The sequence below is a fragment of the Mycolicibacterium wolinskyi genome (assembly GCF_002101965.1).
Classification (GTDB): Bacteria; Actinomycetota; Actinomycetes; order Mycobacteriales; family Mycobacteriaceae; genus Mycobacterium; species Mycobacterium wolinskyi.
The window spans coordinates 579,124-601,409 of the sequence record NZ_LQQA01000015.1 but is presented as its reverse complement, the minus strand read 5'-3'; the positions used below and the strand labels follow the sequence as shown (position 1 = coordinate 601,409).

The 22,286-nt window shown below is 68.0% G+C and carries 18 protein-coding genes; 2 read left to right on the top strand and 16 right to left on the bottom strand.

Features of this window, described 5'->3' with window-relative positions; genetic code table 11:
* Positions 1-33 precede the first annotated feature (33 nt).
* Positions 34-666 (bottom strand): TetR/AcrR family transcriptional regulator, encoded by a 633-nt coding sequence (locus tag AWC31_RS17280; RefSeq protein WP_110775117.1) that lies wholly within the window; start codon positions 664-666, stop codon positions 34-36.
* 84 nt (positions 667-750) lie between these two features.
* Here AWC31_RS17280 and AWC31_RS17275 point away from each other — a divergent pair, with 84 nt between their 5' ends.
* Positions 751-2,934 carry a molybdopterin-dependent oxidoreductase gene (locus AWC31_RS17275; RefSeq protein WP_085145310.1) on the top strand — a complete coding sequence of 728 codons (2,184 nt, stop codon included), beginning with the start codon at positions 751-753 and terminating at the stop codon, positions 2,932-2,934.
* A gap of 7 nt (positions 2,935-2,941) precedes the next feature.
* Here AWC31_RS17275 and AWC31_RS17270 read toward each other — a convergent pair whose 3' ends face one another.
* The 7 genes from AWC31_RS17270 to AWC31_RS17240 all read right to left on the bottom strand — a co-directional run bounded on the left by AWC31_RS17270 (position 2,942) and on the right by AWC31_RS17240 (position 13,162).
* Entirely contained in the window at positions 2,942-5,401 is a 2,460-nt protein-coding gene (locus AWC31_RS17270; protein ID WP_085145309.1) for a [protein-PII] uridylyltransferase, read from the bottom strand.
* 100 nt (positions 5,402-5,501) lie between these two features.
* On the bottom strand, positions 5,502-5,840 hold the full coding sequence (locus AWC31_RS17265) for a P-II family nitrogen regulator (protein ID WP_003881099.1): 339 nt from the start codon (positions 5,838-5,840) through the stop codon (positions 5,502-5,504).
* Positions 5,841-5,873: 33 nt separating this feature from the next.
* Positions 5,874-7,223 (bottom strand): ammonium transporter, encoded by a 1,350-nt coding sequence (locus AWC31_RS17260; protein ID WP_067854182.1) that lies wholly within the window; start codon positions 7,221-7,223, stop codon positions 5,874-5,876.
* Between the two features lie 196 nt (positions 7,224-7,419).
* Positions 7,420-8,790: a signal recognition particle-docking protein FtsY gene (ftsY, locus tag AWC31_RS17255; RefSeq protein ID WP_085145308.1), complete on the bottom strand. Its 1,371-nt coding sequence runs from the start codon at positions 8,788-8,790 to the stop codon at positions 7,420-7,422.
* 54 nt (positions 8,791-8,844) lie between these two features.
* Positions 8,845-12,435, bottom strand: coding sequence for a chromosome segregation protein SMC (smc, locus tag AWC31_RS17250; protein WP_085145307.1), 3,591 nt, complete (start codon positions 12,433-12,435; stop codon positions 8,845-8,847).
* 26 nt (positions 12,436-12,461) lie between these two features.
* Positions 12,462-12,758, bottom strand: a complete 297-nt coding sequence (locus AWC31_RS17245) for an acylphosphatase (RefSeq protein WP_085145306.1) — start codon at positions 12,756-12,758, stop codon at positions 12,462-12,464.
* The gene (locus tag AWC31_RS17240; protein WP_067854169.1) at positions 12,755-13,162 is read right to left on the bottom strand and encodes an OsmC family protein; all 408 of its coding nucleotides are present in this window, start codon (positions 13,160-13,162) and stop codon (positions 12,755-12,757) included. Before AWC31_RS17240 ends, AWC31_RS17245 begins: the two co-directional genes overlap by 4 nt.
* Positions 13,163-13,302: 140 nt before the next feature.
* Here AWC31_RS17240 and AWC31_RS17235 point away from each other — a divergent pair, with 140 nt between their 5' ends.
* On the top strand, positions 13,303-14,058 hold the full coding sequence (locus tag AWC31_RS17235; protein ID WP_085145305.1) for an Rv0361 family membrane protein: 756 nt from the start codon (positions 13,303-13,305) through the stop codon (positions 14,056-14,058).
* Positions 14,059-14,062: 4 nt separating this feature from the next.
* Here AWC31_RS17235 and mutM read toward each other — a convergent pair whose 3' ends face one another.
* From mutM to AWC31_RS17195, 8 genes are all read right to left on the bottom strand, one after another.
* Positions 14,063-14,920, bottom strand: coding sequence for a bifunctional DNA-formamidopyrimidine glycosylase/DNA-(apurinic or apyrimidinic site) lyase (gene mutM, locus AWC31_RS17230; RefSeq protein ID WP_085145304.1), 858 nt, complete (start codon positions 14,918-14,920; stop codon positions 14,063-14,065).
* Positions 14,913-15,605, bottom strand: coding sequence for a ribonuclease III (gene rnc, locus AWC31_RS17225; protein WP_067854160.1), 693 nt, complete (start codon positions 15,603-15,605; stop codon positions 14,913-14,915). Before rnc ends, mutM begins: the two co-directional genes overlap by 8 nt.
* On the bottom strand, positions 15,602-16,192 hold the full coding sequence (locus AWC31_RS17220) for a YceD family protein (RefSeq protein ID WP_085145303.1): 591 nt from the start codon (positions 16,190-16,192) through the stop codon (positions 15,602-15,604). Before AWC31_RS17220 ends, rnc begins: the two co-directional genes overlap by 4 nt.
* 58 nt (positions 16,193-16,250) lie before the next feature.
* Complete coding sequence (gene sepIVA / locus AWC31_RS17215) at positions 16,251-16,988, bottom strand: cell division protein SepIVA (protein WP_067854155.1); 738 nt, start codon at positions 16,986-16,988, stop codon at positions 16,251-16,253.
* Positions 16,989-17,175: 187 nt separating this feature from the next.
* Positions 17,176-17,742 carry a hemerythrin domain-containing protein gene (locus AWC31_RS17210; RefSeq protein ID WP_085145504.1) on the bottom strand — a complete coding sequence of 189 codons (567 nt, stop codon included), beginning with the start codon at positions 17,740-17,742 and terminating at the stop codon, positions 17,176-17,178.
* Between the two features lie 85 nt (positions 17,743-17,827).
* Positions 17,828-18,304 carry a pantetheine-phosphate adenylyltransferase gene (coaD, locus tag AWC31_RS17205; protein ID WP_067854153.1) on the bottom strand — a complete coding sequence of 159 codons (477 nt, stop codon included), beginning with the start codon at positions 18,302-18,304 and terminating at the stop codon, positions 17,828-17,830.
* A gap of 36 nt (positions 18,305-18,340) precedes the next feature.
* Positions 18,341-18,895, bottom strand: a complete 555-nt coding sequence (gene rsmD / locus AWC31_RS17200) for a 16S rRNA (guanine(966)-N(2))-methyltransferase RsmD (protein WP_085145302.1) — start codon at positions 18,893-18,895, stop codon at positions 18,341-18,343.
* A complete protein-coding gene (locus AWC31_RS17195) occupies positions 18,892-22,275 on the bottom strand; it encodes a pyruvate carboxylase (protein ID WP_085145301.1) in 3,384 nt (1,127 codons plus the stop codon). Before AWC31_RS17195 ends, rsmD begins: the two co-directional genes overlap by 4 nt.
* Between the last annotated feature and the right edge of the window lie 11 nt (positions 22,276-22,286).

Sequence of the window (22,286 nt, the reverse complement as noted above, 5' to 3'; positions counted from 1 at the left end):
AACGGTCGGCGGGTCGAGCGGACGTCCGCCCACTCAACCGAGACGCTGAGGGGACCGGCTGCCGACCGTCACACCGAAGAGCAGCGCGGTGAGCCGATCGATGAGGTGACTGCGGTCGATGTCGATTTCCCCGGCCAACACCGCGGCCAGGGCCTCCGATACCCCGCCGATGATGAAGTGCGCGGCGAGCCGGTCTTCGAGCAACTCACGGTCGCCGGGACCACCGCGCGCGAGATCGGCCAGGATGGCAGCGAACCGCTGCGCCCCGGCGCGGCGATGCGGGCCGAGCGCAGGTGAGGACGCGGATTCGGTGAGCATGACCCGTCCCTTGCGCGGGTCACCGAGCATCAGGTCGGTCAGTGCCGCGAGCGCGGCCCAGGTCCGGGCCCGCGGGTTGTCCGGTGCCTGCGCGATCGCGGCCAGGCACGCCGTCTCGATCTCATCGGCGATGCGCTCGAAGACCGCGATATGTAGATCCTCGATCGTCGGGAACGATTCGGCGAGATAACGCGGCGCCAGGCCGGCGGCGTCGGAGACCCCGCGCACCGTGGTCGCGGCGATGCCCCTGGTGCCCATCAATTGCAGGCCGGCGTCGAGAAAACGATTGCGCCGCTCGGCAATCCGCTCTTCACCGGTGGCACCGCCGTACCGTCGCGCTCCGCCCACACCCAATCTTGACACACGCGTAGACAGATTGTTAGCCTCGTCACATCTATCAACGCTCGATGACAGATCGGCCGAGAGGCTCGCATGACCGCAATCGACGTCCCCCTCCACGACGAACGCGGCGCCCTCCGCGACGCCTCGAGTACGACGGTCGTCAGTCAGTGCACGCTCTGCGAGGCGCACTGCGGCCTTCACGTCACCGTGACCGACGGAACGGTCACCCGCATCGCGGGCAACCCCGACGACGTCTTCTCCAAGGGATACATCTGCCCCAAGGCCACGGCGATGGGCGGCCTGCACCATGACCCGGACCGGTTGCGCACCCCGATGCGGCGGGTCGGCGACGCGTTCGAACCGGTCAGCTGGGACGACGCACTGGCCGAAATCGGCGCCCGCCTCCGGCGGATCCGCAGGAAGCACGGATTCCGTTCGCTCGGAATGTATCTCGACAATCCGGCCGCGCACAGCTCGGGTGCGCTGTACGGATTCCTGCTGCGCACCGCGCTGCTGACCCCGAACTTCTTCACCGCATCCTCGATCGACCAGATGCCGCACGAGTACGCCGCGTGGAAGGTCTTCGGCTCCAACGTCCTGGTGCCGATCACCGATATCGACCGCACCCAGCGACTGGTGATTCTGGGTGCCAACCCGGCGGTGTCCAACGGGTCGCTGTCGATCATGCCCGGGGCCAAACGCCGCATCAAGGCGATCCGGGACCGCGGGGGCAAGGTCGTCGTGATCGACCCGCGGCGAACCGAGACCGCCCGGATGGCCGATCAGCACGTGGCGGTCCGGCCCGGTGGCGATGCGTACCTGTTGCTCGGCATGCTGCACGTGCTGATCGACGAAAAGCTCTGTGACGCATACGCGGTCGAGAACGCGGCCGGATTCTCCGAACTTTCCGCCCTGGTGGCCGACGCCACACCGGAGGCAGTGGCGGAGCGGGCCGGTGTCAGCGCCGAGGACATCCGCGCCCTGGCCCGCGAGCACGCGGCGGCCGAATCGGCGGCGATCTACGCGAGAATCGGCATCTGTCAACAGGAGACCGGGACCCTGGTCAGCTGGCTGGTGATGGTCATCAACGCCGTCACCGGCAATGTCGACCGGGCCGGCGGCACGATGTTCTCCACGCCCGTCGTCGATGTGCCGAGGCTCGCGCGCTACATCCCCGTGGGACACGGATTGTGGACGGACCGGTCCGGTCGGCACAAGGCTTTCCGCGCCGAACTGCCCGCCATCATCATGGCCGACGAGATTCTCAACCCCGGCAAGGGGCAGATTCGCGCGATGATCACCTACGCGGGCAACCCGGTGTCGTCGATCCCGCAGAAGGGCCGCCTCGACGAAGCGCTGTCGCAACTGGAGCTGTACGTGGCCGTCGACATGTACGTCACCGAGACGACCCGCCACGCCGACTTCATCTTGCCGCCGGTGTCCCCGCTGGAACGCGAGGACGTCGGACTTCTCATCCCGATCTTCAGTGTGCACAACAACATTCGCTATCAACACCGCGCGTTCGAGCCGCCGGCCGGCGCCAAGGAGGACTGGGAGATACTGACCCGGCTGGCGATGGAGCTGCTCCCCTCCCCCGTCCGGCAGTTGACCAAGCCGCTGCGCGACCGCTTGATCAGGTCGATCGATCCGTTGCGGCTGGCGTCGTTGGCCATCGCCACCGGCCCGTATGGCCGGATCCGTCGCCGCCGCAACGCAGTCACGATGAGCGATCTCAAGAACAGCGCCGGTGGTATCGACCTCGGGCCGCTGCGACCCCGCTTGAGGAAAGTGATCGCGACGGGCGACCGGAAGATCCATCTGGCCCCAAAGGAGTTCGTCGACGCCGCGAGCGCCCTGCTCGACAAGGCGGCACGCGGTCCAGGTCAGCGCTACGACCTCCAGCTGATCGGGCGACGGCAACTGCGCAGCAACAACTCCTGGCTGCACAACGTGCCGACCATGACCGGCGGCAACAACACCTGCACGGTGCTCATGCACCCCGACGACGCCGCCGCACGTGGCCTCGCACAGGGCGACACCGTGACCGTCGCCTCGGCCGTCGGGGCCATCGAACTGCCGCTCGACGTCAGCGACGACATCCGGCCCGGTACCGTTGCCGTTCCGCACGGCTGGGGACATCAACGCAGCGGTTGGCGCCATGCCCGCACGCTGCCGGGCGCCAATGTGAACCTGCTGCACGACCCGGATCGAGTGGACTCCTTCACCGGCACGGCCGCGGTCAACAACACCTGGGTCGCGGTCGCCGCCCGCTGAACCGCCGTCAGCTCGCCTGTTCGGCCGGTTTGGCAGGCGCGGGTGTGGGCAGGACCGCGTACAGATCGCGTTCGAGGTCGTCGCGCGCCAGACTGCCGGTGGTCGTGATACCGAACGCGTCGACCACCGAGGATCCCAGCGTCGTGACCTTCGCCCAGGCGATGTCGACGCCGTCGCGCTCGAATACCGCGGTGAGGCGGGCCAGCAGACCGGCCCGGTCGATCGTGCGGATCTGCACGATGAGCTCGCCCGGCACACTGCCCTCCGACCACAGGATCCGTGGACGCGCCGGAACGTGGTTGGCGGGTACCGCGGCGAGAATCTCCCCCGCGCGCGTTGTCGGATACTGAGCCGCGTCGCGTTCGCGCTTCTCCAGCGAGGCGATCACGTCGAGCTCGCCGTCGAGCGCGAGGATGAACTGCTGACGTAGTAGCTCGGCGGCCGGCGGCGCACCGAAATGCGGTGACACCACATACGTATTGATCGCCGAACCCTCGTGGCTGTTCACCGACGCCGAGTGCACCCGAAGCGAGTTCAGCGCCAGCACCCCGGCCGCCTTGGACAGCAGCCCGCGCCGGTCCGGGGCGATCATCGTGACGTTGTAGATGTGCGGACCGTCGCCCTGGGTCAGCTCGACGTGAACACCGACCTGGGCCGCCAGTTCCAGGAAACGAGGGTCGACGGGATCCGGCTGCGGCAACGGCTCACCGGCCATCACCAGCCGGCAACGCCGCACCAGGTCGCCGATCAGGGATGCCTTCCAGTCACCCCACACGCCCGGCCCGGTGGCCAGCGAATCGGCTTCGGCGAGCACGTCGAGCAACTCAAGGAGGACCATGTCGCCGCCGAGCGCCGCGACGACACCGTCGATCGTCTTGGGGTCCTGCAGATCCCGCCGTGTCGCGGTCTCGGGCAACAGCAAGTGGTAGCGCACCATCTTGGACAGCACGTCGATGTCCGACGGCCACAGGCCCAGCCTGGTGCCGATCTGGGTGGCCAGTTCCGCACCGATGACGCTGTGGTCACCGCCGCGGCCCTTGCCGATGTCGTGGCACAGCGCACCGAGCAAAAGCAGGTCGGGCCGCGACACCCGCGTGGTGAATGCGCTTGCCCGCGATACGGTTTCGACCAGGTGGCGATCCACCGTCCAGATGTGGACGACGTCGCGGGGCGGAAGGTCGCGCACCGCGCCCCATTCCGGGAACAGCCGGCCCCACAAGCCGGTCCGGTCCAGCGCCTCGATGGTCGCGACCGCGGCCGGGCCCGCCGCCAGCAGCACCAGCAGATCTTTGAGCGCCTGCCGCGGCCACGGCGTACGCAGTTCGGGTGCCGTCTCGGCGAGCCTACTGAGAGTCGACACCGCCATCGGCAGACCCGTGGACGCCGAGGCCGCCGCGACCCGCAGGATCAGGCCGGGATCCCGCTCGGGCCGGGCGTCGCGCGCGAGGATCACCTCGCCGGCGTACTCGATGACGCCTTCGTCGAGCGGGCGGCGCACCGGGCGCCGTAGCGCGGCGAACCCGCGTCGCGGTAACGCGTTTGCGGCAGTACGGATGCCCGAGTCGACGTAGTAGCTCACCGTGCGGGCGGCATCGGAGAGCATGCGCGCCAGATCGAACCGGTCGCCGATCCGCAGCGCCGCGCCGATCTCGTCGGCGTGCTGGGCCAGCAGCAGCTCGCGGCCGCGCCCGGACACCCGGTGCAGTTCGGTGCGCACGTTCAGTAGCGCCAGGTGCGCGCCGCCCAACGTGCCGGTCGGCGATGCCAGCGCCCGGCTCGGATAGACGTCGGCGAGCTGTGCGATCGCCAGCGCGTTGAGAAGCTGAACGTCGCGCAGACCGCCACGCCCCGACTTCAGGTCCGGCTCGGCCCGGTGCGCGATCTGACCGCTGCGTTGCCAGCGAGCCTGCGCGTGTTCGACCAGTTCGTCGAAACGCGAGGCGATTCCGATGCGCCACTGCCGCCGGGCGCCACCGACCAGTAGCGATGACAGGTCGGCATCGCCGGCGATGTGCCGGACATCGAGCATCGCCAACCCCACCGAGATGTCGTCACCGGCCACCTGCAGCGCTTCGGGAACCGTGCGCACGCTGTGATCGATGCGGATGTTGGCATCCCACAACGGGTACCACAGCTTCTCGGCGATCTCGCTGACGACGTCCGTCGGCATGTTGTCGTGCAGCAGCATCAAATCCAGGTCGGAGTACGGCAACATCTCACCGCGGCCGAGACCTCCGGTGGCGACGATCGCGAACCCACTCGTCGGCGTGATGCCGATCTCGGTCGCCTTTGTAGTGAGCCAGAATTCGTGCAGATCGAGAAGTGCGTCGCGCAGCGCCGCCGAATCAAGTTGGCGGGCACCGGAAATCAATTGTTCGGATGCCGCGGCCAGATCGGTCGCGGGCCGTAACGAGCCCGCCGGAGCCTCATGTGAGGCTCCGGCGGATTCTGGTTTGTGCTCTGTCATTTCGCATCCTCCCCCGGCCAATCACCAACTACCACTGACACTGCCCTTGGCCGGGAGACGCGGTCGATCACTCCGGCACGGAGTCCGGACCGCTCCGCGACTACAGGGCGTCGGCGCCGCGCTCCCCCGTGCGGACGCGGACGACAGTGTCAACGGGACTGACCCACACCTTCCCGTCACCGATCTTGCCGGTGCGGGCGGCCTGCACGATGACATCCACGACCTTGTCGACCGCGGAGTCGTCGACGACGACCTCGACCCGGACCTTGGGCACGAAGTCGACCGAGTACTCGGCGCCTCGGTACACCTCGGTGTGGCCCTTCTGGCGACCGTAGCCTTGCACCTCGCTGACGGTCATCCCGAGAATGCCCGTCTGCTCAAGGCCGGTCTTGACATCCTCCAGCGTGAACGGCTTGACGATCGCAGTGATCAGCTTCATAAATTCCATCCCTTCCAGGGCAATTGTTCCCGATCAGGCGAGCTCGTAAGCGGTTTCCGCATGCTCGGTCTCATCAATACCGGTGGCCTCATCTTCATCTGTGACACGCCAGCCCAGTGGTTTGAGGGCCAACGCAATGATGGCAGTCATCACCGCGGTGAATGCGGTTGCCACGACGGCGATCACGATTTGCACGACCAACTGCTGGATTCCGCCGCCGTAGAACAGGCCGGTCTCGGTGGCGAACAAGCCGATCGCGACGGTGCCCCACAGGCCCGCGACGAGGTGAACACCCACGACGTCGAGCGAATCGTCGTAGCCGAACTTGTATTTCAGGCCGATGGCGAGTGCCGAGAGCGCACCGGCGATCGCGCCGAGGAACAGCGACCCGACGGGGCTGAGCGCACCGCACGCCGGCGTGATGGCGACAAGGCCGGCGACGATGCCCGAGGCCGCACCGACGCTGGTCGGATGACCGTCGCGGATCCGCTCCACCAGCAACCAGCCGAGCATCGCGGCGGCGGTGGCGGCCGTGGTGTTAACCCACACCAAGCCGGCGACCGCGTCGGCCGCGCCTTCCGAACCGACGTTGAACCCGAACCAGCCGAACCACAGCAGCGCCGCACCGAGCATGACCCACGGGATGTTGTGCGGACGGAACGCCGTCTTGCCGAAGCCGCGACGCCGGCCCACCAGGATCGCCAGCACCAGCGCGGCCATACCGGCGTTGATGTGCACCACCGTGCCGCCGGCGAAGTCGATCGGCGCGACCGTCGCGGTCGCGGTCCCGTCGTCCCCGACCGTGGTGCCGAACAACCATGACGCGAAGCCACGCTCATTGTTGGACAGCAGGCCGCCGCCCCAAACCATGTGTGCGAGCGGGAAATACACCAAGGTGACCCACACGCCGGAGAACACCAGCCAGGTGCCGAACTTGACGCGCTCGGCGAGCGCACCGCTGATCAGCGCGACGGTGATCACCGCGAAGGTCAGCTGGAAGGCGACCCACACGATGGCCGGTACGGATCCGAATCCGCCGATCACGTGTAGTTCCTCACCGCCGATCTCGCGGGTTTCCAGCAGTTGGCTGACGCCGAACAACGAGAACGGATTGTCGAAGATGCCCAGGATGTCGGACTCTTTGGTGTGCGCCGACGCGAAGGACATCGAGTAGCCCCACAGCACGTAGATGACGCTGACGACACCCAGGGCTCCGAAGGACATCATCATCATGTTCAGTACGGATTTCTGCCGGGAGAGTCCGCCATAGAAGAACGCCAGGGCCGGCGTCATCAGCAACACCAGCGCGGCGCTTGCGAGCACCCACGCCGTATCGCCGCTGTCGAACGCGGCGAACGATTCGTCAGGTAGGGCTAAGACCACTTTGTGTGAACCTCCTTGGGAAGTGCGCCGACGGATCGGCCTCCCGATGAGATTCGATTGCTGGCGTTTCATCGGTGATGCAGTTGCGTTTCCGGAAAGTGAACGCAGTCCGGATCACTGTTACGCTCATGTTTCCCGGTCGCTCACCACGCCCGATGCACCGAAACCCGCAGGTGTAAACCGCAGTTTCGAGCAGCTATCCGAGGAGCGCGTCGACGAATGCCCCCGGCTCGAACGGCGCCAGATCGTCGGGTCCTTCGCCGAGGCCCACGAGCTTGACGGGCACACCGAGTTCCTGTTGCACGCGGAATACGATGCCGCCCTTGGCCGTGCCGTCGAGCTTGGTCAGCACCACGCCGGTGATGTCGACGACCTCGGCGAAAACCTTGGCCTGCGGCAGGCTGTTCTGACCGATCGTCGCGTCGAGCACCAGCAGCACCTCGTCGACGGCGGCACGCTTCTCGACCACCCGCTTGACCTTGCCGAGTTCGTCCATCAGGCCGGTCTTGGTGTGCAACCGGCCCGCGGTGTCGATGACGACGACATCGGCACCTTCGGAGATGCCTTCGTCGACGGCGTCGAACGCGACGGACGCGGGGTCGGCGCCCTCGGGACCGCGCACCACGTCCGCGCCGACCCTGGCCGCCCAGGTCTGGAGTTGGTCGGCCGCGGCTGCGCGGAAGGTGTCGGCGGCGCCGAGCACCACCCGCCTGCCATCGGCGACCAGGACGCGGGCGAGTTTCCCGACGGTCGTCGTCTTGCCGGTTCCGTTGACGCCGACCACCAACAGCACCGACGGTTTGTCGGCATGCGGCAGGGCCTTGATCGAGCGGTCCAGCTCGGGCCGCAGCTCCGACATGAGCACTTCGCGCAGCACCGCGCGGGCATCGGCCTCATTCCGTACGCCCTTGCTGGCCATCTTGGCCCGCAGCGAAGCCACGACGGACTGCGTCACCACCGGTCCGAGATCGGCGATCAGCAGGGTGTCCTCGACCGCTTCCCACGAGTCCTCGTCGAGGTCGCCGCCGCCGAGCAGGCCGAGCATGCTGCGGCCGAGCGCGTTCTGGGATTTGGAGAGCCTGCCGCGCAGCCGGTCGAGCCGGCCCTCGGGCGGCGCGATGTCCTCGATGACGGACGGGGCGGCCTCGTCGACCGGCGCCTCGGTTGGCGCGGGTTCGGCAGGTGCTTGCGGCTCAGCAGGAGCGGTCGGCTCGGCGGGCGCCGGAGGGGCCTGCGGTTCGGCGGGCGGCGCTACCGGAGCGTCAGGCAGCTGGACGTCGGCGATCGGCCGCTTGGGCGCGTCACGAGGGATGGTCGCGTCGTCGCCGACGGCGGGTAGCCCGCTCGTGTCGATGCGTTCGACGGTCGGGGTCGTCGACTGACTGAAGGTGATGCCCGACGACGCCGTATAGCCGCCTGAGCGGTCGATGGAGGCCGGTTTGTCGGGTTCGGACAGGCTGACCCGCCGCCGCCGATAACGCACCAGGCCGACGACCAGGGCAACGATCAGCAGCACAGCGACGACCGCGATCGCGATCCACAGACCTATCAACGCACCATCAGTCACGCTGCCATTGTCTCAGGGCCGTTGATCGGCGACGGCACGCCCTCACGCGCGGCCTCAGCCCGGGTTGGAGACCAGTTCCTGGCCGCGCATGCGCTGTGAGATCACCGTCGTGATGCCGTCGCCGCGCATGGTCACGCCGTAGAGCGCGTCGGCGACTTCCATCGTCGGCTTCTGGTGGGTGATGACGATCAGCTGTGACCGCTCCCGCAACTGTTCGAACAGGCTGATGAGACGGCGCAGGTTGACGTCGTCGAGGGCCGCCTCGACCTCGTCCATGACGTAGAACGGCGACGGGCGGGCGCGGAAGATCGCGACGAGCATCGCCACCGCGGTCAGCGACTTCTCGCCACCGGACAGCAGCGAGAGCCGCTTGATCTTCTTGCCCGGCGGCCGGGCCTCGACCTCGATGCCGGTGGTGAGCATGTCGCTGGGATCGGTCAGCAGCAGCCGGCCTTCGCCGCCGGGGAACAGCGTCGAGAAGACCTGCTCGAACTCGCGCTCCACATCGGCGTACGCCTCGGCGAACACCTGCAGGATGCGGGCGTCGACTTCGGCGATCACATCGAGCAGGTCGGTCCGGGCGGCCTTGACGTCCTCGAGCTGGGTCGACAGGAAGTTGTACCGCTCCTCCAATGCGGCGAACTCTTCGAGCGCGAGCGGATTGACCCGGCCGAGCTCGGCGAGTTCCCGTTCGGCCCGCTTGGCGCGCCGCTCCTGCGTCGGCCGGTCGAACGGCATCGGCGCGGGTGCGGTGACCTGCTCGCCGCGCTCCCGTGCCTGTTCGTACTCGGCCATCTCGAGTTCGGTTGGCGGCAGCGGCACCTGCGGCCCGTACTCGGCGATCAGGTCCGCGGCGGGCATCCCGAACTGCTCGAGCACCTGGGCTTCCAACTGCTCGATACGCAGCGACGCTTGGGCTTTGGCCATCTCGTCGCGGTGCAGCGCATCGGTCAGGGCATTGATGCGGGAGCCGAGTTCCGTCGTCTCCTCGCGCGCCTTGGCCAGCGCTGCGACCCGGACCTGGCGTTCGGTGGCGAGTTCGTCACGGGTACGGGCCGCCACCGCAACGACGGCGCTCAGCCGTTGCGCCACAACGCGTCCCGATTCTGCGACGGCAGCACCCACCCGCGCGGCGTGCTCGCGCGCCTCGCGCGCACGCTGTGCCCGCAGGCGCGCCTCCCGTTCGGAGGCCGCCGCCCGCCGCAACGAATCCGCCCGTCCCCGAACGGCATTCGCCCGCTCCTCGGCGGTACGGACGGCCAAGCGGGCCTCCACCTCGACCGAGCGGGCCGCCTCGGCTGCGGCCACCGACTCCTGCCGGTCGACCGGCTCGGCTTCGAAGAGCGGCGCCTGCTCGGCATTTCGCAGCCGGTTCTCGAGTTCGACGAGTTCCTCGACGGTCTTGGTGCGGCCGACCTCGAGCTCGTCGCGCTGCTTGATCAGGCGCTGCCATTCGTTCTCGGCGCCGCGCGCCTCATGGCCGAGCCGGCCCAGTTGTTCGTAGATCGCCGAGATCGCGGCATCGGATTCGTTGAGCGCGGCCAGCGCTTGCTCGGCGGCATCCTGTCGGGCCGATTGTTCGGCCAGCGCGCCCGCCAACGCCGCACCCAGCTCGTCGGTCTGCTTCTCGGCGGCTTCGAGTTCGGCACGGGCCTTGTCGATCTCGGAGGCGATCTCCAGTGTGCTGGGCTTGCGGTCGGAACCACCGCTGACCCAGCCGGGGCCCACCAGATCGCCTTCGGTGGTCACCGCGCGCAGCTCGGGCCGCGTGGACACCAGGTGCAGCCCCGCGGGCATGTCGCGCACCACCGCGACCCCGGCCAGCATCGCGGTGACCGCACCGCGCAACCGATCCGGAACCGAGACGAGCTCGGTGGCCCAGATCGCGCCGTCCGGCAGCGGGACCGCGGGCGACGACGATCCGTCGGTACGCCAGTCACCAAGGACGATGGCCGCGCGGCCACCGTCGGATTCCTTGAGTGCGGCGACAGCCGAGGCCGCGGCCCCGAAGTTCTCTGCGGCCAGCGCGTCGGCGGCCGCACCGAGCACCGCGGCTACCGCCACTTCGTAGCCGGGGCGCACCTTCAAGAAATCGCCGATGGTGCCGAAAAGCCCTGCGCCCGTGTGGTTTTTTTGCAGCCACGCGGCGCCGTCCCGGCGGTCCAGGCTTACCGACAGTGCCTCGATACGGGCCCGCAACGACGCGACCTGACGCTCGGCGGCGCGCTCGGCCGCCTGGAGTTCGGCGACCCGTTCGTCGGCGAGCCGCAACGCGGCCACCGAGCGGTCATGGTGCTCGTCGAGACCTACCTCACCGGCGTCGAGTTCACCGACCCGGCTTTCCACCGTCTCGAATTCCGCTTGGGCCTGTTGGGATTTCGCGGCGGCTTCCTCGATGCTGACCGACAGCCGCAGCACACCCTCGTCGATGGACTCCACGCGCGTGCGCATGGTGTCGACCTGGCCGGCAAGCCGGGCCAGGCCCTCGCGTCGGTCAGCCTCCGCGCGCGCGGCGGCAAGATGTGCCCGCTCGGCCTCGGCCGCGACCCGTTCCCGCTCGGCCAATTCGGCGCGGGCGGTCTCCAGCGCGATGCGTGACTCCTCCAGTTCACCGAGCAGTTCCATCTCGAGCTCGGCGACCTCGTCGGCCTCGGCCTCCAAGGCGTCGGGATCGCGCCCGCTCGACGCCTCGGGTTCGGAATCGAGCAGCTGCGCCCGGTCGGTGGCGATGCGCACCGTCGCGCTGACGCGTTCGGCGAGTGCCGACGCTCGGAACCAGGTCTGCTGTGCGGCTTCGGCGCGTGCCGTCAGCTCGGCCACCGCACTCTCGTGGGCTTCGAGCTCGGCCGTCGCGGTCTGCAGGCGCGCAGCGACCTCTTCGTGCTCGCGCCGCAGCATCGTCTCGGCCTGATTGGTGTTGTGGAACTCGACCTGTCTTCGCACCAGATCGTCGGCGGCCAGGCGCAGACGCGCGTCGCGCAGATCGGCCTGGATGGTCTGGGCCCGGCGGGCCATCTCGGCTTGTCGGCCCAGCGGTTTGAGCTGGCGCCGCAGTTCGGTGGTCAGGTCGGTGAGCCGGGCGAGGTTGGCCGCCATCGAGTCGAGCTTGCGGACCGCCTTTTCCTTGCGTTTGCGGTGCTTGAGCACCCCGGCGGCCTCTTCGATGAACGCCCGCCGGTCCTCGGGGCGCGACTCCAGGATCTCGGCGAGCTTGCCCTGCCCGACGATGACATGCATTTCCCGGCCGATGCCCGAGTCGCTCAGCAGCTCCTGCACGTCCATCAACCGGCAGCTGCTGCCGTTGATCTCGTATTCGCCTGCCCCGTCACGGAACATCCGGCGGGTGATCGACACCTCGGAGTACTCGATGGGCAGTGCGTTGTCCGAGTTGTCGATGGTCAGCGTGACCTCGGCGCGGCCCAACGGCGCCCGGGACGAGGTCCCGGCGAAGATCACGTCCTCCATTTTTCCGCCGCGCAGCGTCTTGGCGCCCTGCTCACCCATCACCCAGGTCAGGGCGTCGACGACGTTGGATTTACCCGACCCGTTGGGGCCGACGACGCAGGTGATGCCGGGCTCGAAACGCAGAGTCGTCGGCGAGGCGAAGGACTTGAAGCCCTTCAGCGTCAGACTCTTGAGGTGCACGGGGTCAAACCCTACCGCCGAGCCGGCTACCGTTCGCCAAACCCCGCCATCGGGGCGTCGGGTTCGGACCAATCGGCGACGACCTTGTCCACCGCACCTGGGGTTTCCCCACTCTGCAGCAGGTCAAGCAGACGCTCGCACGCGTCGCGCGGACCCTGGGCCACCACATGCACCCGGCCGTCCGGCCGGTTCGAGGCAAACCCGGTGAGCCCGAGTTCCAGCGCCCGTGATCTCGTCCACCACCGGAACCCGACGCCCTGGACATGTCCATGCACCCAGGCGCTCAGCCGCACCTCGGGGTTTGCGGGTTCCGGACCGGTCATGTGGGCGTGACCTCGAACTTGACCTCGGTGCCCGACTTGAGCGTGCGTCCCACCGTGCACACCTGGTCGATGGCACGTTCGACGACCGTGAGCAGCCGGGCCACATCGGCCTCGGACAGGCCCGACAGATCGATCTCGAGCTTTTCCTCCAGCAGCGGATAACGCTCCTGTTCGCGGTCGGCCGGACCGGACACACGGATCGTCGCCGGATAGTCGTCGCCGAGGCGCCGGCGCAGCGGCTGGTCGCTTGACATCCCGCTGCAGGCCGCAAGCGCGATCTTCATGAGCTCGCCCGGCGTGAACACGCCGTCAACGTCCTCACTGCCGACGAGCACCTCAGCACCCCGCGAGCTGTGCCCGGTATAGCGGCGCACGCCGGTGCGCTCAACCCAAAGTTCGGTCATGGGGTATTTCTACACTCCGCGGCGAACCGGTATTCCCCCAGCAAGGTCCCCACATCACGGCTCCGGCGCGCGGTTTCTCGGCCACCCCCGGCCCACGTGCTGGGGATAGACTGGCGTACCGCCATCCGTCAAGGAGCACAGTGACTTACCCCCCGAACAACCCGCCCGCCTCGCCGCCGCCCGGCCCCGATGGCCCGTGGCAGCCGCCGCAGCAACCATCGCCGTACGGTGAGCAGCAATACGGTGCGCCTGAGTACGGGGCGCAGCCGCCATACGGTGCACCGCAGTACGGGGCGCCCGGCCAGCCTTACGGGCAGCAGCCGCAGTACGGCGCGCCGCAGCAGCCGTACGGGCAGCAGTACGGCGCGCCGCAGCAGCCATATGGCGCACCGCAACAGCCGTATGGTTACGGCGCGCCGCAGCCGGGTTATCCGTATCCGCAGCCACAGCCGTCGGGCGGCAATCGCAAGGGCCTGATCATCGGCGGTGTGGTGGCGGCGGTCGTGGCGCTCGTGGTGATCGTCGGCGTCGTGATCGCGATGGTGATGCCGTCCAGCGACGAACGGGCCATCGGGCAGCTGCTGAAGGACGTCGGCTCGACCGAGGACTTCTCGGCCGCACTCGACCAGTACTTCTGCTCGGGCGATCAGGAGCTGTTCAACTTCTCCGTTCTCGAAGACCTCGGCATCGAACCGCCGGACATCAACAGTCTTCCGATGGAGAAGCCGGACGAGTCCGCGACCATCGGCGACATCAAGGTCGACGGCGATACCGCCACGGCCAAGGTCGAAAGCGACAGCGGCTCGGGCACAATGCATTTCCGCAAAGAGAGCGGCGATTGGAAGATCTGCATGACGGATTCGCCCAATCTGGCCGACATCGCGGGATTGCCCTGACCGACTACCGCGTCACCACCCGCGGGCGGGGCTGGCATTTCGGGCAGTAGAACGACGACCGGTTCATGAACTTCTCGCGGCGCATCACCGCGCCGCACCGCCGGCACGGTTCGCCTTCGCGGCCGTAGGCGTCCAATGACCGCTCGAAGTAGCCGGATTCGCCGTTGACGTTGACGTAGAGCGAATCGAACGACGTGCCGCCCTGACCGAGGGCTTCCCGCATCACCTCGGCCGACGCGTCGAGCAGCTCGCCGAGGCGGCGGCGCGGCAGAGACGCGGCGATCTTGGCGCCGTTGATCTTCGACCGCCATAGCGCCTCGTCGGCGTAGATGTTGCCGATGCCCGACACCACGGTCTGGTCGAGCAGTTGCCGCTTGATCTCAGAATGCTTGTGGCGCAACACCGTGACGACACGTTCCCGGTCGAACAGCGGATCGAGCGGATCCCGGGCCAGGTGCGCCACCGGTTGCGGTACATCGGTGCCGTCGACGGTGACCATGTCGGCCAGTTGCCAGCCGCCGAACGTGCGCTGGTCGACGAAACTCAGTGCGGTGCCGTCGTCGAGTACCGCGGCGATGCGAAGATGCCGGTCGTCGCGGATGGGGCCGAGCAGCATCTGGCCGCTCATCCCGAGATGCACCACAAGCGCTTCGGTCTCGTCGAGCGTCAACCACAGGTACTTGCCCCGGCGACCGGTTCCGGTGATGCGAGCATCCAACAGCCGTGCGGTCAGGTCGGCGGGCCCGGCATCGTGGCGACGAACGGCGCGTGGATGATGCACTCGCACAGCGGTTATCGATCGGCCGGCGACGTGCTCCTGCAGCCCCCGCCGGACGACCTCTACCTCGGGCAGCTCAGGCATCGTCGAGCGCGTGCCAGGCGTTGGCGGCCGCCTTGAGTTCGGCTTCCTTCTTCGTCCGCCCGACGCCCCTGCCGTATTCGACCGAACCGACCACCACCGTCGCCGAGAACTCCTTGTCGTGGTCCGGGCCGGTCGACGTCACCACATAGGACGGCGCGCCGAGCCCGCGGGCCGCGGTCAGCTCCTGCAGGCTGCTCTTCCAGTCCAGCCCGGCCCCGAGCGTCGGCGCCGTGTCCAGCAGCTCACCGAAGAGCCGGAGGATGACCTCGCGGGCGACCTCCAGACCGTGCTCCAGATAGATTGCGCCGAGCAGAGATTCGACACCGTCGGCAAGGATGCTCGACTTGTCGGCGCCACCCGAGTTCTCCTCGCCTTTGCCCAGGAACAGGTGCGCACCGAGCCCACCGTCGCTGAGCCCGCGGCCGACATCGGCGAGCGCCTGGGTGTTGACGATGCTCGCGCGCAGCTTGGCCAGATCGCCTTCGGATCGGTCGGGGTGGCGGTGGTAGAGCTCCTCGGTGATGGTGAGCCCGAGGACCGCGTCGCCGAGGAACTCCAGGCGCTCGTTGGTGGGTAGACCACCGTTCTCGTAGGAATAGCTGCGATGGGTGAGCGCGATGGTCAGCAGCTCTTCGGGCAGCGCGACCCCCAGCGCCGCGAGCAGCGCCGCGTGCGAATCCGTCACTCGCCGCTCCCGCTGGGATCCTCGTCGGCCGGCCGCATCGCCGCGAGCTTGGCCCAGCGCGGATCGATCCGTTCGTGGTGATGCCCGGGTTCGGCGTCGGCCAGCGCGATGCCGCACTCCGAGCACAGCCCGGCGCAATCCGGCCGGCACAGCGGCGCGAACGGCAACGCCAATCCCACCGCGTCGACGATCGCCTGCTCCAGGTCGACGGTGTCATCGACGACCCGCCCGACCTCGTCGGACTCAGTCGTCTCATCGGTCGCACTGTCGGGGTAGGCGAAGAGCTCGGTGAGATCGATCTCGACGTCACCGGTGATCGGGGTCAGGCAGCGCGAACATTCCCCGACCGTCGGCGCCGACACCGTTCCGGTGACCAGCACGCCCTCCGACACCGACTCCAGCCGAAGGTCGAGATCGAGCGGGGCACCGGCCTCGATTCCGACCAGTTCCAGACCGATTCGTGCGGGGCTTGGCACCGTCTCGCGGTGAGTCAGCATCGATCCCGGCCGCCGGCCCAGTCGGGAAACACTGATCACCAGCGGCGATCGTGACTCGCGGTGCCTTCCCGCGCTCGCATGCGTCGCCATGCAGCAATCCTACGGCGACGCTTCAGCGAACGACGACGCGTTATGGCTGACGGGGCCGTCAGCGAGTCGCGTAGTCGTGCGTACCCGCGGCGGTGCGTAGCTGATGACGGCCTCGGCCCACCGAGCGCAGCGTTCCGTTGAGGAACTCCTCGAACTCGGCAAGTTTGCTGTCGACATAGATGTCGCATTCACCGCGCAGCCGGTCCGCTTCGGCGTGCGCGGCGTCGATGACGCGGGTGGCCTCGGCATTGGCGGTCGCGACGATCTCCGTTTGGGACACCAAGCGCTGCTGCTCCTTGATGCCCTCTTGGATGGCCTTCTCATAGGAGATGTTGCCGTTCTCGATGAGACGGTCGGCCTCGGCCTTGGCCCGGCCGGTGCTCGCCTCATATTCGCGCTTTGCTGCCGCCGACATCCGGGCAGCTTCCTCACGCGCCTCGACCACCATGCGCTCGCTGTGCTGGCGCGCCTCGGCAACCATCCGGTCAGCCTGTGCTTTCGCATCGGCCAGCAACCGATCGGCTTCGGCCCTGGCGTGGTTGATCATGCCGTCGGCATCGGCGTTGACCTTGGACATCACCGACTCGGAATGCTCCTTGGCTTCCCGAAGCAGCGAATCGCGCGCGTCGAGGACATCCTGCGCGTCGTCGAGTTCGCCGGGGATGGCGTCCTTGATGTCGTCGATGAGCTCGAGCACGTCACCGCGGGGCACCACACAACCCGCGGTCATCGGCACACCGCGCGCTTCTTCGACGATCGCGCCGAGCTCGTCGAGCGCTTCAAAAACTCGGTACACGGCAAAACCCTCCAGGCGTCGTTGTTAGTGACTAGTGTGCCTGGTGTTACGCCTGTGACTGTGGAGCACTGGCGGTGTGTCGCTCGCACGGCCACACCCAGCACATTCGCCTCGACGCCATTATGGCAATGGGACACATGCGTCGGCGCCCCGCCGGGTGACCGCCGGGGCGCCGAACAGCTATGAGTTACCGCAGCGCGGCACCGATCAGGTCGCGAGCGCGGTCGAGCATCGACGCGAACGGACCGATGGCGAAGTTCGCGGTAGCCGACTCGACACCGGCGTGCGGCCGCGTCGGTGCGATGGCCTCGGCCGCTTGCACAGCCTTGGCCATGCGCTCCAGGTCGTCGGCGTCGAGCTTGCGCTGGAGCTTGTTGAACTCTTCCTGCTCCTCGTGGTCCGCGTGATCGATGACGGCCTCACGGAATTTCGTGAGCTCGGTGATGAACTCCTCGGAGCCGATGTCCATGCTCTCGAGCTTGGACAACTGCTCCTTGGCGGCGTGCTCCTCGTGGAGCCGGGCCTCGACGATCTCTTCGCCGTCGGCAACCTCACGCCGGACCCGCGGGTGCACCACCATCTCCTCGGCGGTCTCGTGGACCGCCAGTAGCTGACGCAATTCGATGAAGGCCTTCTCGCGCGCCTCGTCGGTCGAGGCGGAGAACACCTCTTCGAACAGATCCTTGATCAGGTTGTGCTGGTCGCGGAGAAACTTGACGACGTCGTCGGTGGATTGGACGAATGTGTTGGACACGGTGGCCACCTCCGGGAATCGGGCTTGGACGAGTGGGCGCCATGGGCTGTGCGCCGCTCGCTGATTACCCGCTTACCGGTGTGCGCTAACCGTTCAGTTTTGCCCGGAGCCGGACGTTGACGGGCTCGGGTAGCAGTGCCGAAACGTCGCCGCCGAGCGAGGCGACCTCCTTGGCGAGCGAGGACGACACGAACGAATACTGCGGTGTGGTGGCGACGAAGAACGTGTCCACGCCTGCCACATGCTTGTTCATCTGAGCCATCTGCAGCTCGTATTCGAAGTCGGTACCCGTGCGCAGGCCCTTGACGATCGCGGTGAGTCCGCGCGACTTCACGAAGTCGACCACCAGACCCTGACCGGACTCCACCCGGAGGTTCGGCAGGTGGGCCGTCGACTCGACGATCATCGCCATCCGCTCGTCGAGGTCGAACATGCCTTTCTTGTTGGGGTTCACCAGAACCGCCACCACGACCTCGTCGAATTGCGCGGCCGCGCGTTCGAAAATGTCGATATGCCCGAGGGTCACCGGGTCGAAGGATCCTGGGCACACCGCGCCGCTCATGGGTGACGACGGTACAGGGTCGCCACGCGGCGGGGGCTACCCCACCTCGGCGAGCTCGACACGGGTGTCGCCGTATCGACGTGCGCTCAGCGCGGTCCAGCCGTCCGGCCAGGCGACCGGATCACTTGTCGCACGCCGTTCGACCATCACCACCGCTCCCTCGCCGACCCATCCACCGTCGGCCAGTGCGGTGACCATCGCATCGACGGCAGCGGCCTCGACGTCATACGGCGGATCGGCCAGCACCAGGTCGACGGGCCGATCGGTACCGGCCGCGAGCAGCGACGCGACGGTCCCCCGCCGCACCGTCGCACCAGTCACGCCCAATGCCGCGATGTTCTTGGCGATGACGGCCGCCGCCCGCTGATCGGCCTCGACGAACAGTGCCGAGGCCGCGCCACGCGAAAGCGCTTCCAGGCCAAGCGCTCCCGAGCCCGCGTACAGGTCGAGCACTGCCAGCCCAGTGAAATCCACGCGCGCCGTCAGCGCGTTGAACACGGCCTCGCGCACACGATCCGACGTGGGCCGTGTCCCGCTGCGCGGCACCGCGATTCGGCGACCACCGAGGGCCCCGGCGATGATCCGGGTCAGCGCACGACCACCAGGAGGTCTCCGCCCTCGACCTGTGCGGTCGCTGACACGGCGACACGGTCGACGGTGCCTGCCTTGGGCGCGGTGATCGCGGCTTCCATCTTCATGGCCTCGATCGTGGCGATCGTCGCGCCCGCCTCGACGGTGTCACCGGCGGCCACGTTGACCGTGACGACCCCGGCGAACGGTGCCGCGACGTGGTCAGGATTGTTCCGGTCGGCCTTCTCGGCGGCCGGGATCTCACTGGCGATGCCGCGGTCGCGCACCAGCACCGGCCTCAATTGGCCGTTGAGGATGCACATCACCGTGCGCATGCCGCGCTCGTCGGCATCCGAGATGGCTTCCAGACCGATCAGCAGCTCCACACCGCGTTCCAGCGCGACACGGTGTTCCTCACCGTGGCGCAGCCCGTAGAAGAACTGGTTGGCGCTCAACGACGAAGTGTCGCCGTAGGTTTCGCGGTGTGCCTCGAACTCCTTGGTCGGGCCGGGGAACAGCAGCCGGTTGAGCGCGGCCTGCCGCTTGACCCCGGGCGCCGCCAGCAGCGCCTCGTCCTCGGCCGACAGCTCCTCGGTCGGCTTCGCCGGGCCGCGGCCCTCAAGAGCCTTGGTGCGCAACGGTTCCGGCCAGCCGCCCGGCGGATCACCCAACTCGCCACGCAGGAAGCCGATGACGCTGTCGGGGATGTCGAAGCGCGCCGGGTCGGCGGCGAACTCCTCGGCGCTGATCCCCGCGCCCACCAACGACAGCGCGAGGTCGCCGACCACCTTGCTCGACGGCGTGACCTTGACCAGCCGGCCCAGGATCCGGTCGGCCGCGGCGTACGCGTTCTCGATGTCTTCGAACCGGTCCCCCAACCCGAGGGCGATCGCCTGCTGGCGCAGATTGCTCAGCTGACCGCCCGGGATCTCATGGGAGTACACCCGGCCGGTCGGGGCGGGCAGCCCAGACTCGAACGGCGCGTACACCTTTCGTAGCGCCTCCCAATACGGCTCGAGCTCGCACACGGCACCCAGGTCCAGCCCGGTGTCACGGTCGGTGTGCGCCGCAGCCGCCACGATCGAGGACAACGCCGGCTGGCTCGTGGTGCCCGCCAACGGCGCCGCCGCGCCGTCGACCGCCGACGCCCCGGCCTGCCAGGCCGCCAGATACGTGGCCAACTGCCCGCCCGGCGTGTCATGGGTGTGCACGTGCACCGGCAGATCGAACCGGCTGCGCAGCGCGCTCACCAACGTGTGGGCGGCGTGCGGCCGCAACAGCCCGGCCATGTCCTTGATCGCGAGCACATGCGCGCCCGCCTCCACGATCTGATCGGCAAGCCGCAGGTAGTAGTCCAGGGTGTAGAGGTTTTCGGCCGGGTTGCTCAGATCACCGGTGTAGGACATCGCGACCTCGGCGATCGCGGTGCCGGTGTTGCGCACCGCATCGATCGCCGGACGCATCGAATCCACGTTGTTGAGCGCATCGAAGATCCGGAAGATGTCGATGCCCGTGGCCGTCGCCTCCTCGACGAATGCCGACGTCACGATCTCCGGGTAAGGCGTGTAGCCGACGGTGTTGCGGCCCCGCAGCAGCATCTGCAGACAGATGTTGGGCACCGCCTCGCGCAGCGCGGCCAGCCGCTCCCACGGGTCTTCCTTCAAAAAGCGAAGCGCCACATCGTAAGTCGCCCCGCCCCAGCACTCGATCGACAGCAACTCCGGCATCATCCGCGAAACGTACGGCGCCACCTTGAGCAGACCCGTCGACCGCAACCGCGTCGCCAGCAACGACTGATGGGCGTCGCGGAACGTCGTGTCGGTGACCCCCACCGCCGGGTTGTCACGCATCCAGCGAGCGAACCCCTCCGGCCCCAGCTCGACCAGGCGCTGCTTGGAGCCCGCCGCGGGCGGCGCCTCCAGATCGATGACCGGCAGCTTGTCTTGCGGATACACCGCCGAGGGCCGCTCCCCGTTCGGCTTGTTCACCGTGACATCGGCCAGATAGTTCAAGATCTTGGTGCCGCGATCGGCGGGCTCGCGCGAGGTCAGCAGGTGCGGCCGGTCGTCGATGAACGACGTCGTGACCCGACCCGCCCGGAAATCCGGATCGTCGATCACGGCCTGCAGGAACGGGATGTTCGTCGACACACCGCGAATACGGAACTCGGCCAACGCCCGGCGCGCCCGCGATGCCGCCGCCGAGAAGTCCCGGCCCCGGCACGTCAGCTTCACCAGCATCGAATCGAAATGCGCGCTGATCTCGGCGCCCAGGTTCGACCCACCGTCGAGCCGGATGCCCGCCCCGCCCGGCGACCGGTATGCCGTGATGCGGCCGGTGTCCGGGCGGAAACCGTTCGCGGGGTCCTCGGTGGTGATGCGGCACTGCATCGCCGCGCCACGCAACACCAACCGCTCCTGGCTCAGGCCGAGGTCGGCCAGCGTCTCGCCGGCCGCGATACGCAACTGCGAACCCACCAGATCGACGTCGGTGATCTCCTCGGTCACCGTGTGTTCGACCTGGATGCGCGGGTTGCATTCGATGAAGACGTGATGGCCGCGCTCGTCGAGCAGGAACTCGACGGTGCCCGCACACGAGTAACCGATCTGGCGCGCGAACGCCACCGCGTCGGCACAGATCTTGGCGCGCAGTTCCTCGGGCAGGTTGGGTGCGGGCGCGAGCTCGATGACCTTTTGATGGCGCCGCTGCACACTGCAGTCGCGCTCGAACAGGTGCATCACATTGCCCTGCCCGTCGGCCAGGATCTGTACCTCGATGTGGCGGGGATTGAGCACCGCCTGCTCCAGATACACCGACGCGTCGCCGAACGCCGACTCGGCCTCGCGCGAAGCCGCCTCGATCGCCTCCGCCAACGCCTCGCGGTCGGTGACCCGGCGCATGCCGCGCCCGCCGCCACCCGATACCGCCTTGACGAACAGCGGGAACTCCATGCCGGCCGAGGCCGCCACCAAATCCTCGACCGACGACGACGGCTCGGACGACGCCAACACCGGCAGGCCCGCCGCCCGCGCCGCAGCGATCGCACGCGACTTGTTGCCCGTCAGCTCAAGCACCTCGGCCGACGGGCCGACGAACGTGATGCCCGCCTCGGCGCATGCCGCGGCGAGCTCGGGGTTCTCCGACAGGAAGCCGTAGCCGGGATACACCGCATCGGCGCCGGCATGCTTGGCCACCCGAATGATCTCGTCCACCGACAGATAGGCCCGCACCGGATGACCGACGTCGCCGATCTGGTACGACTCGTCTGCCTTCAGGCGATGCAGTGAATTCCGATCCTCATACGGATACACCGCCACCGTGGCGATGCCCATCTCGTATGCAGCACGGAACGCACGGATCGCTATCTCGCCACGATTGGCTACCAGCACCTTGGAGATCACGCGTAACCCTA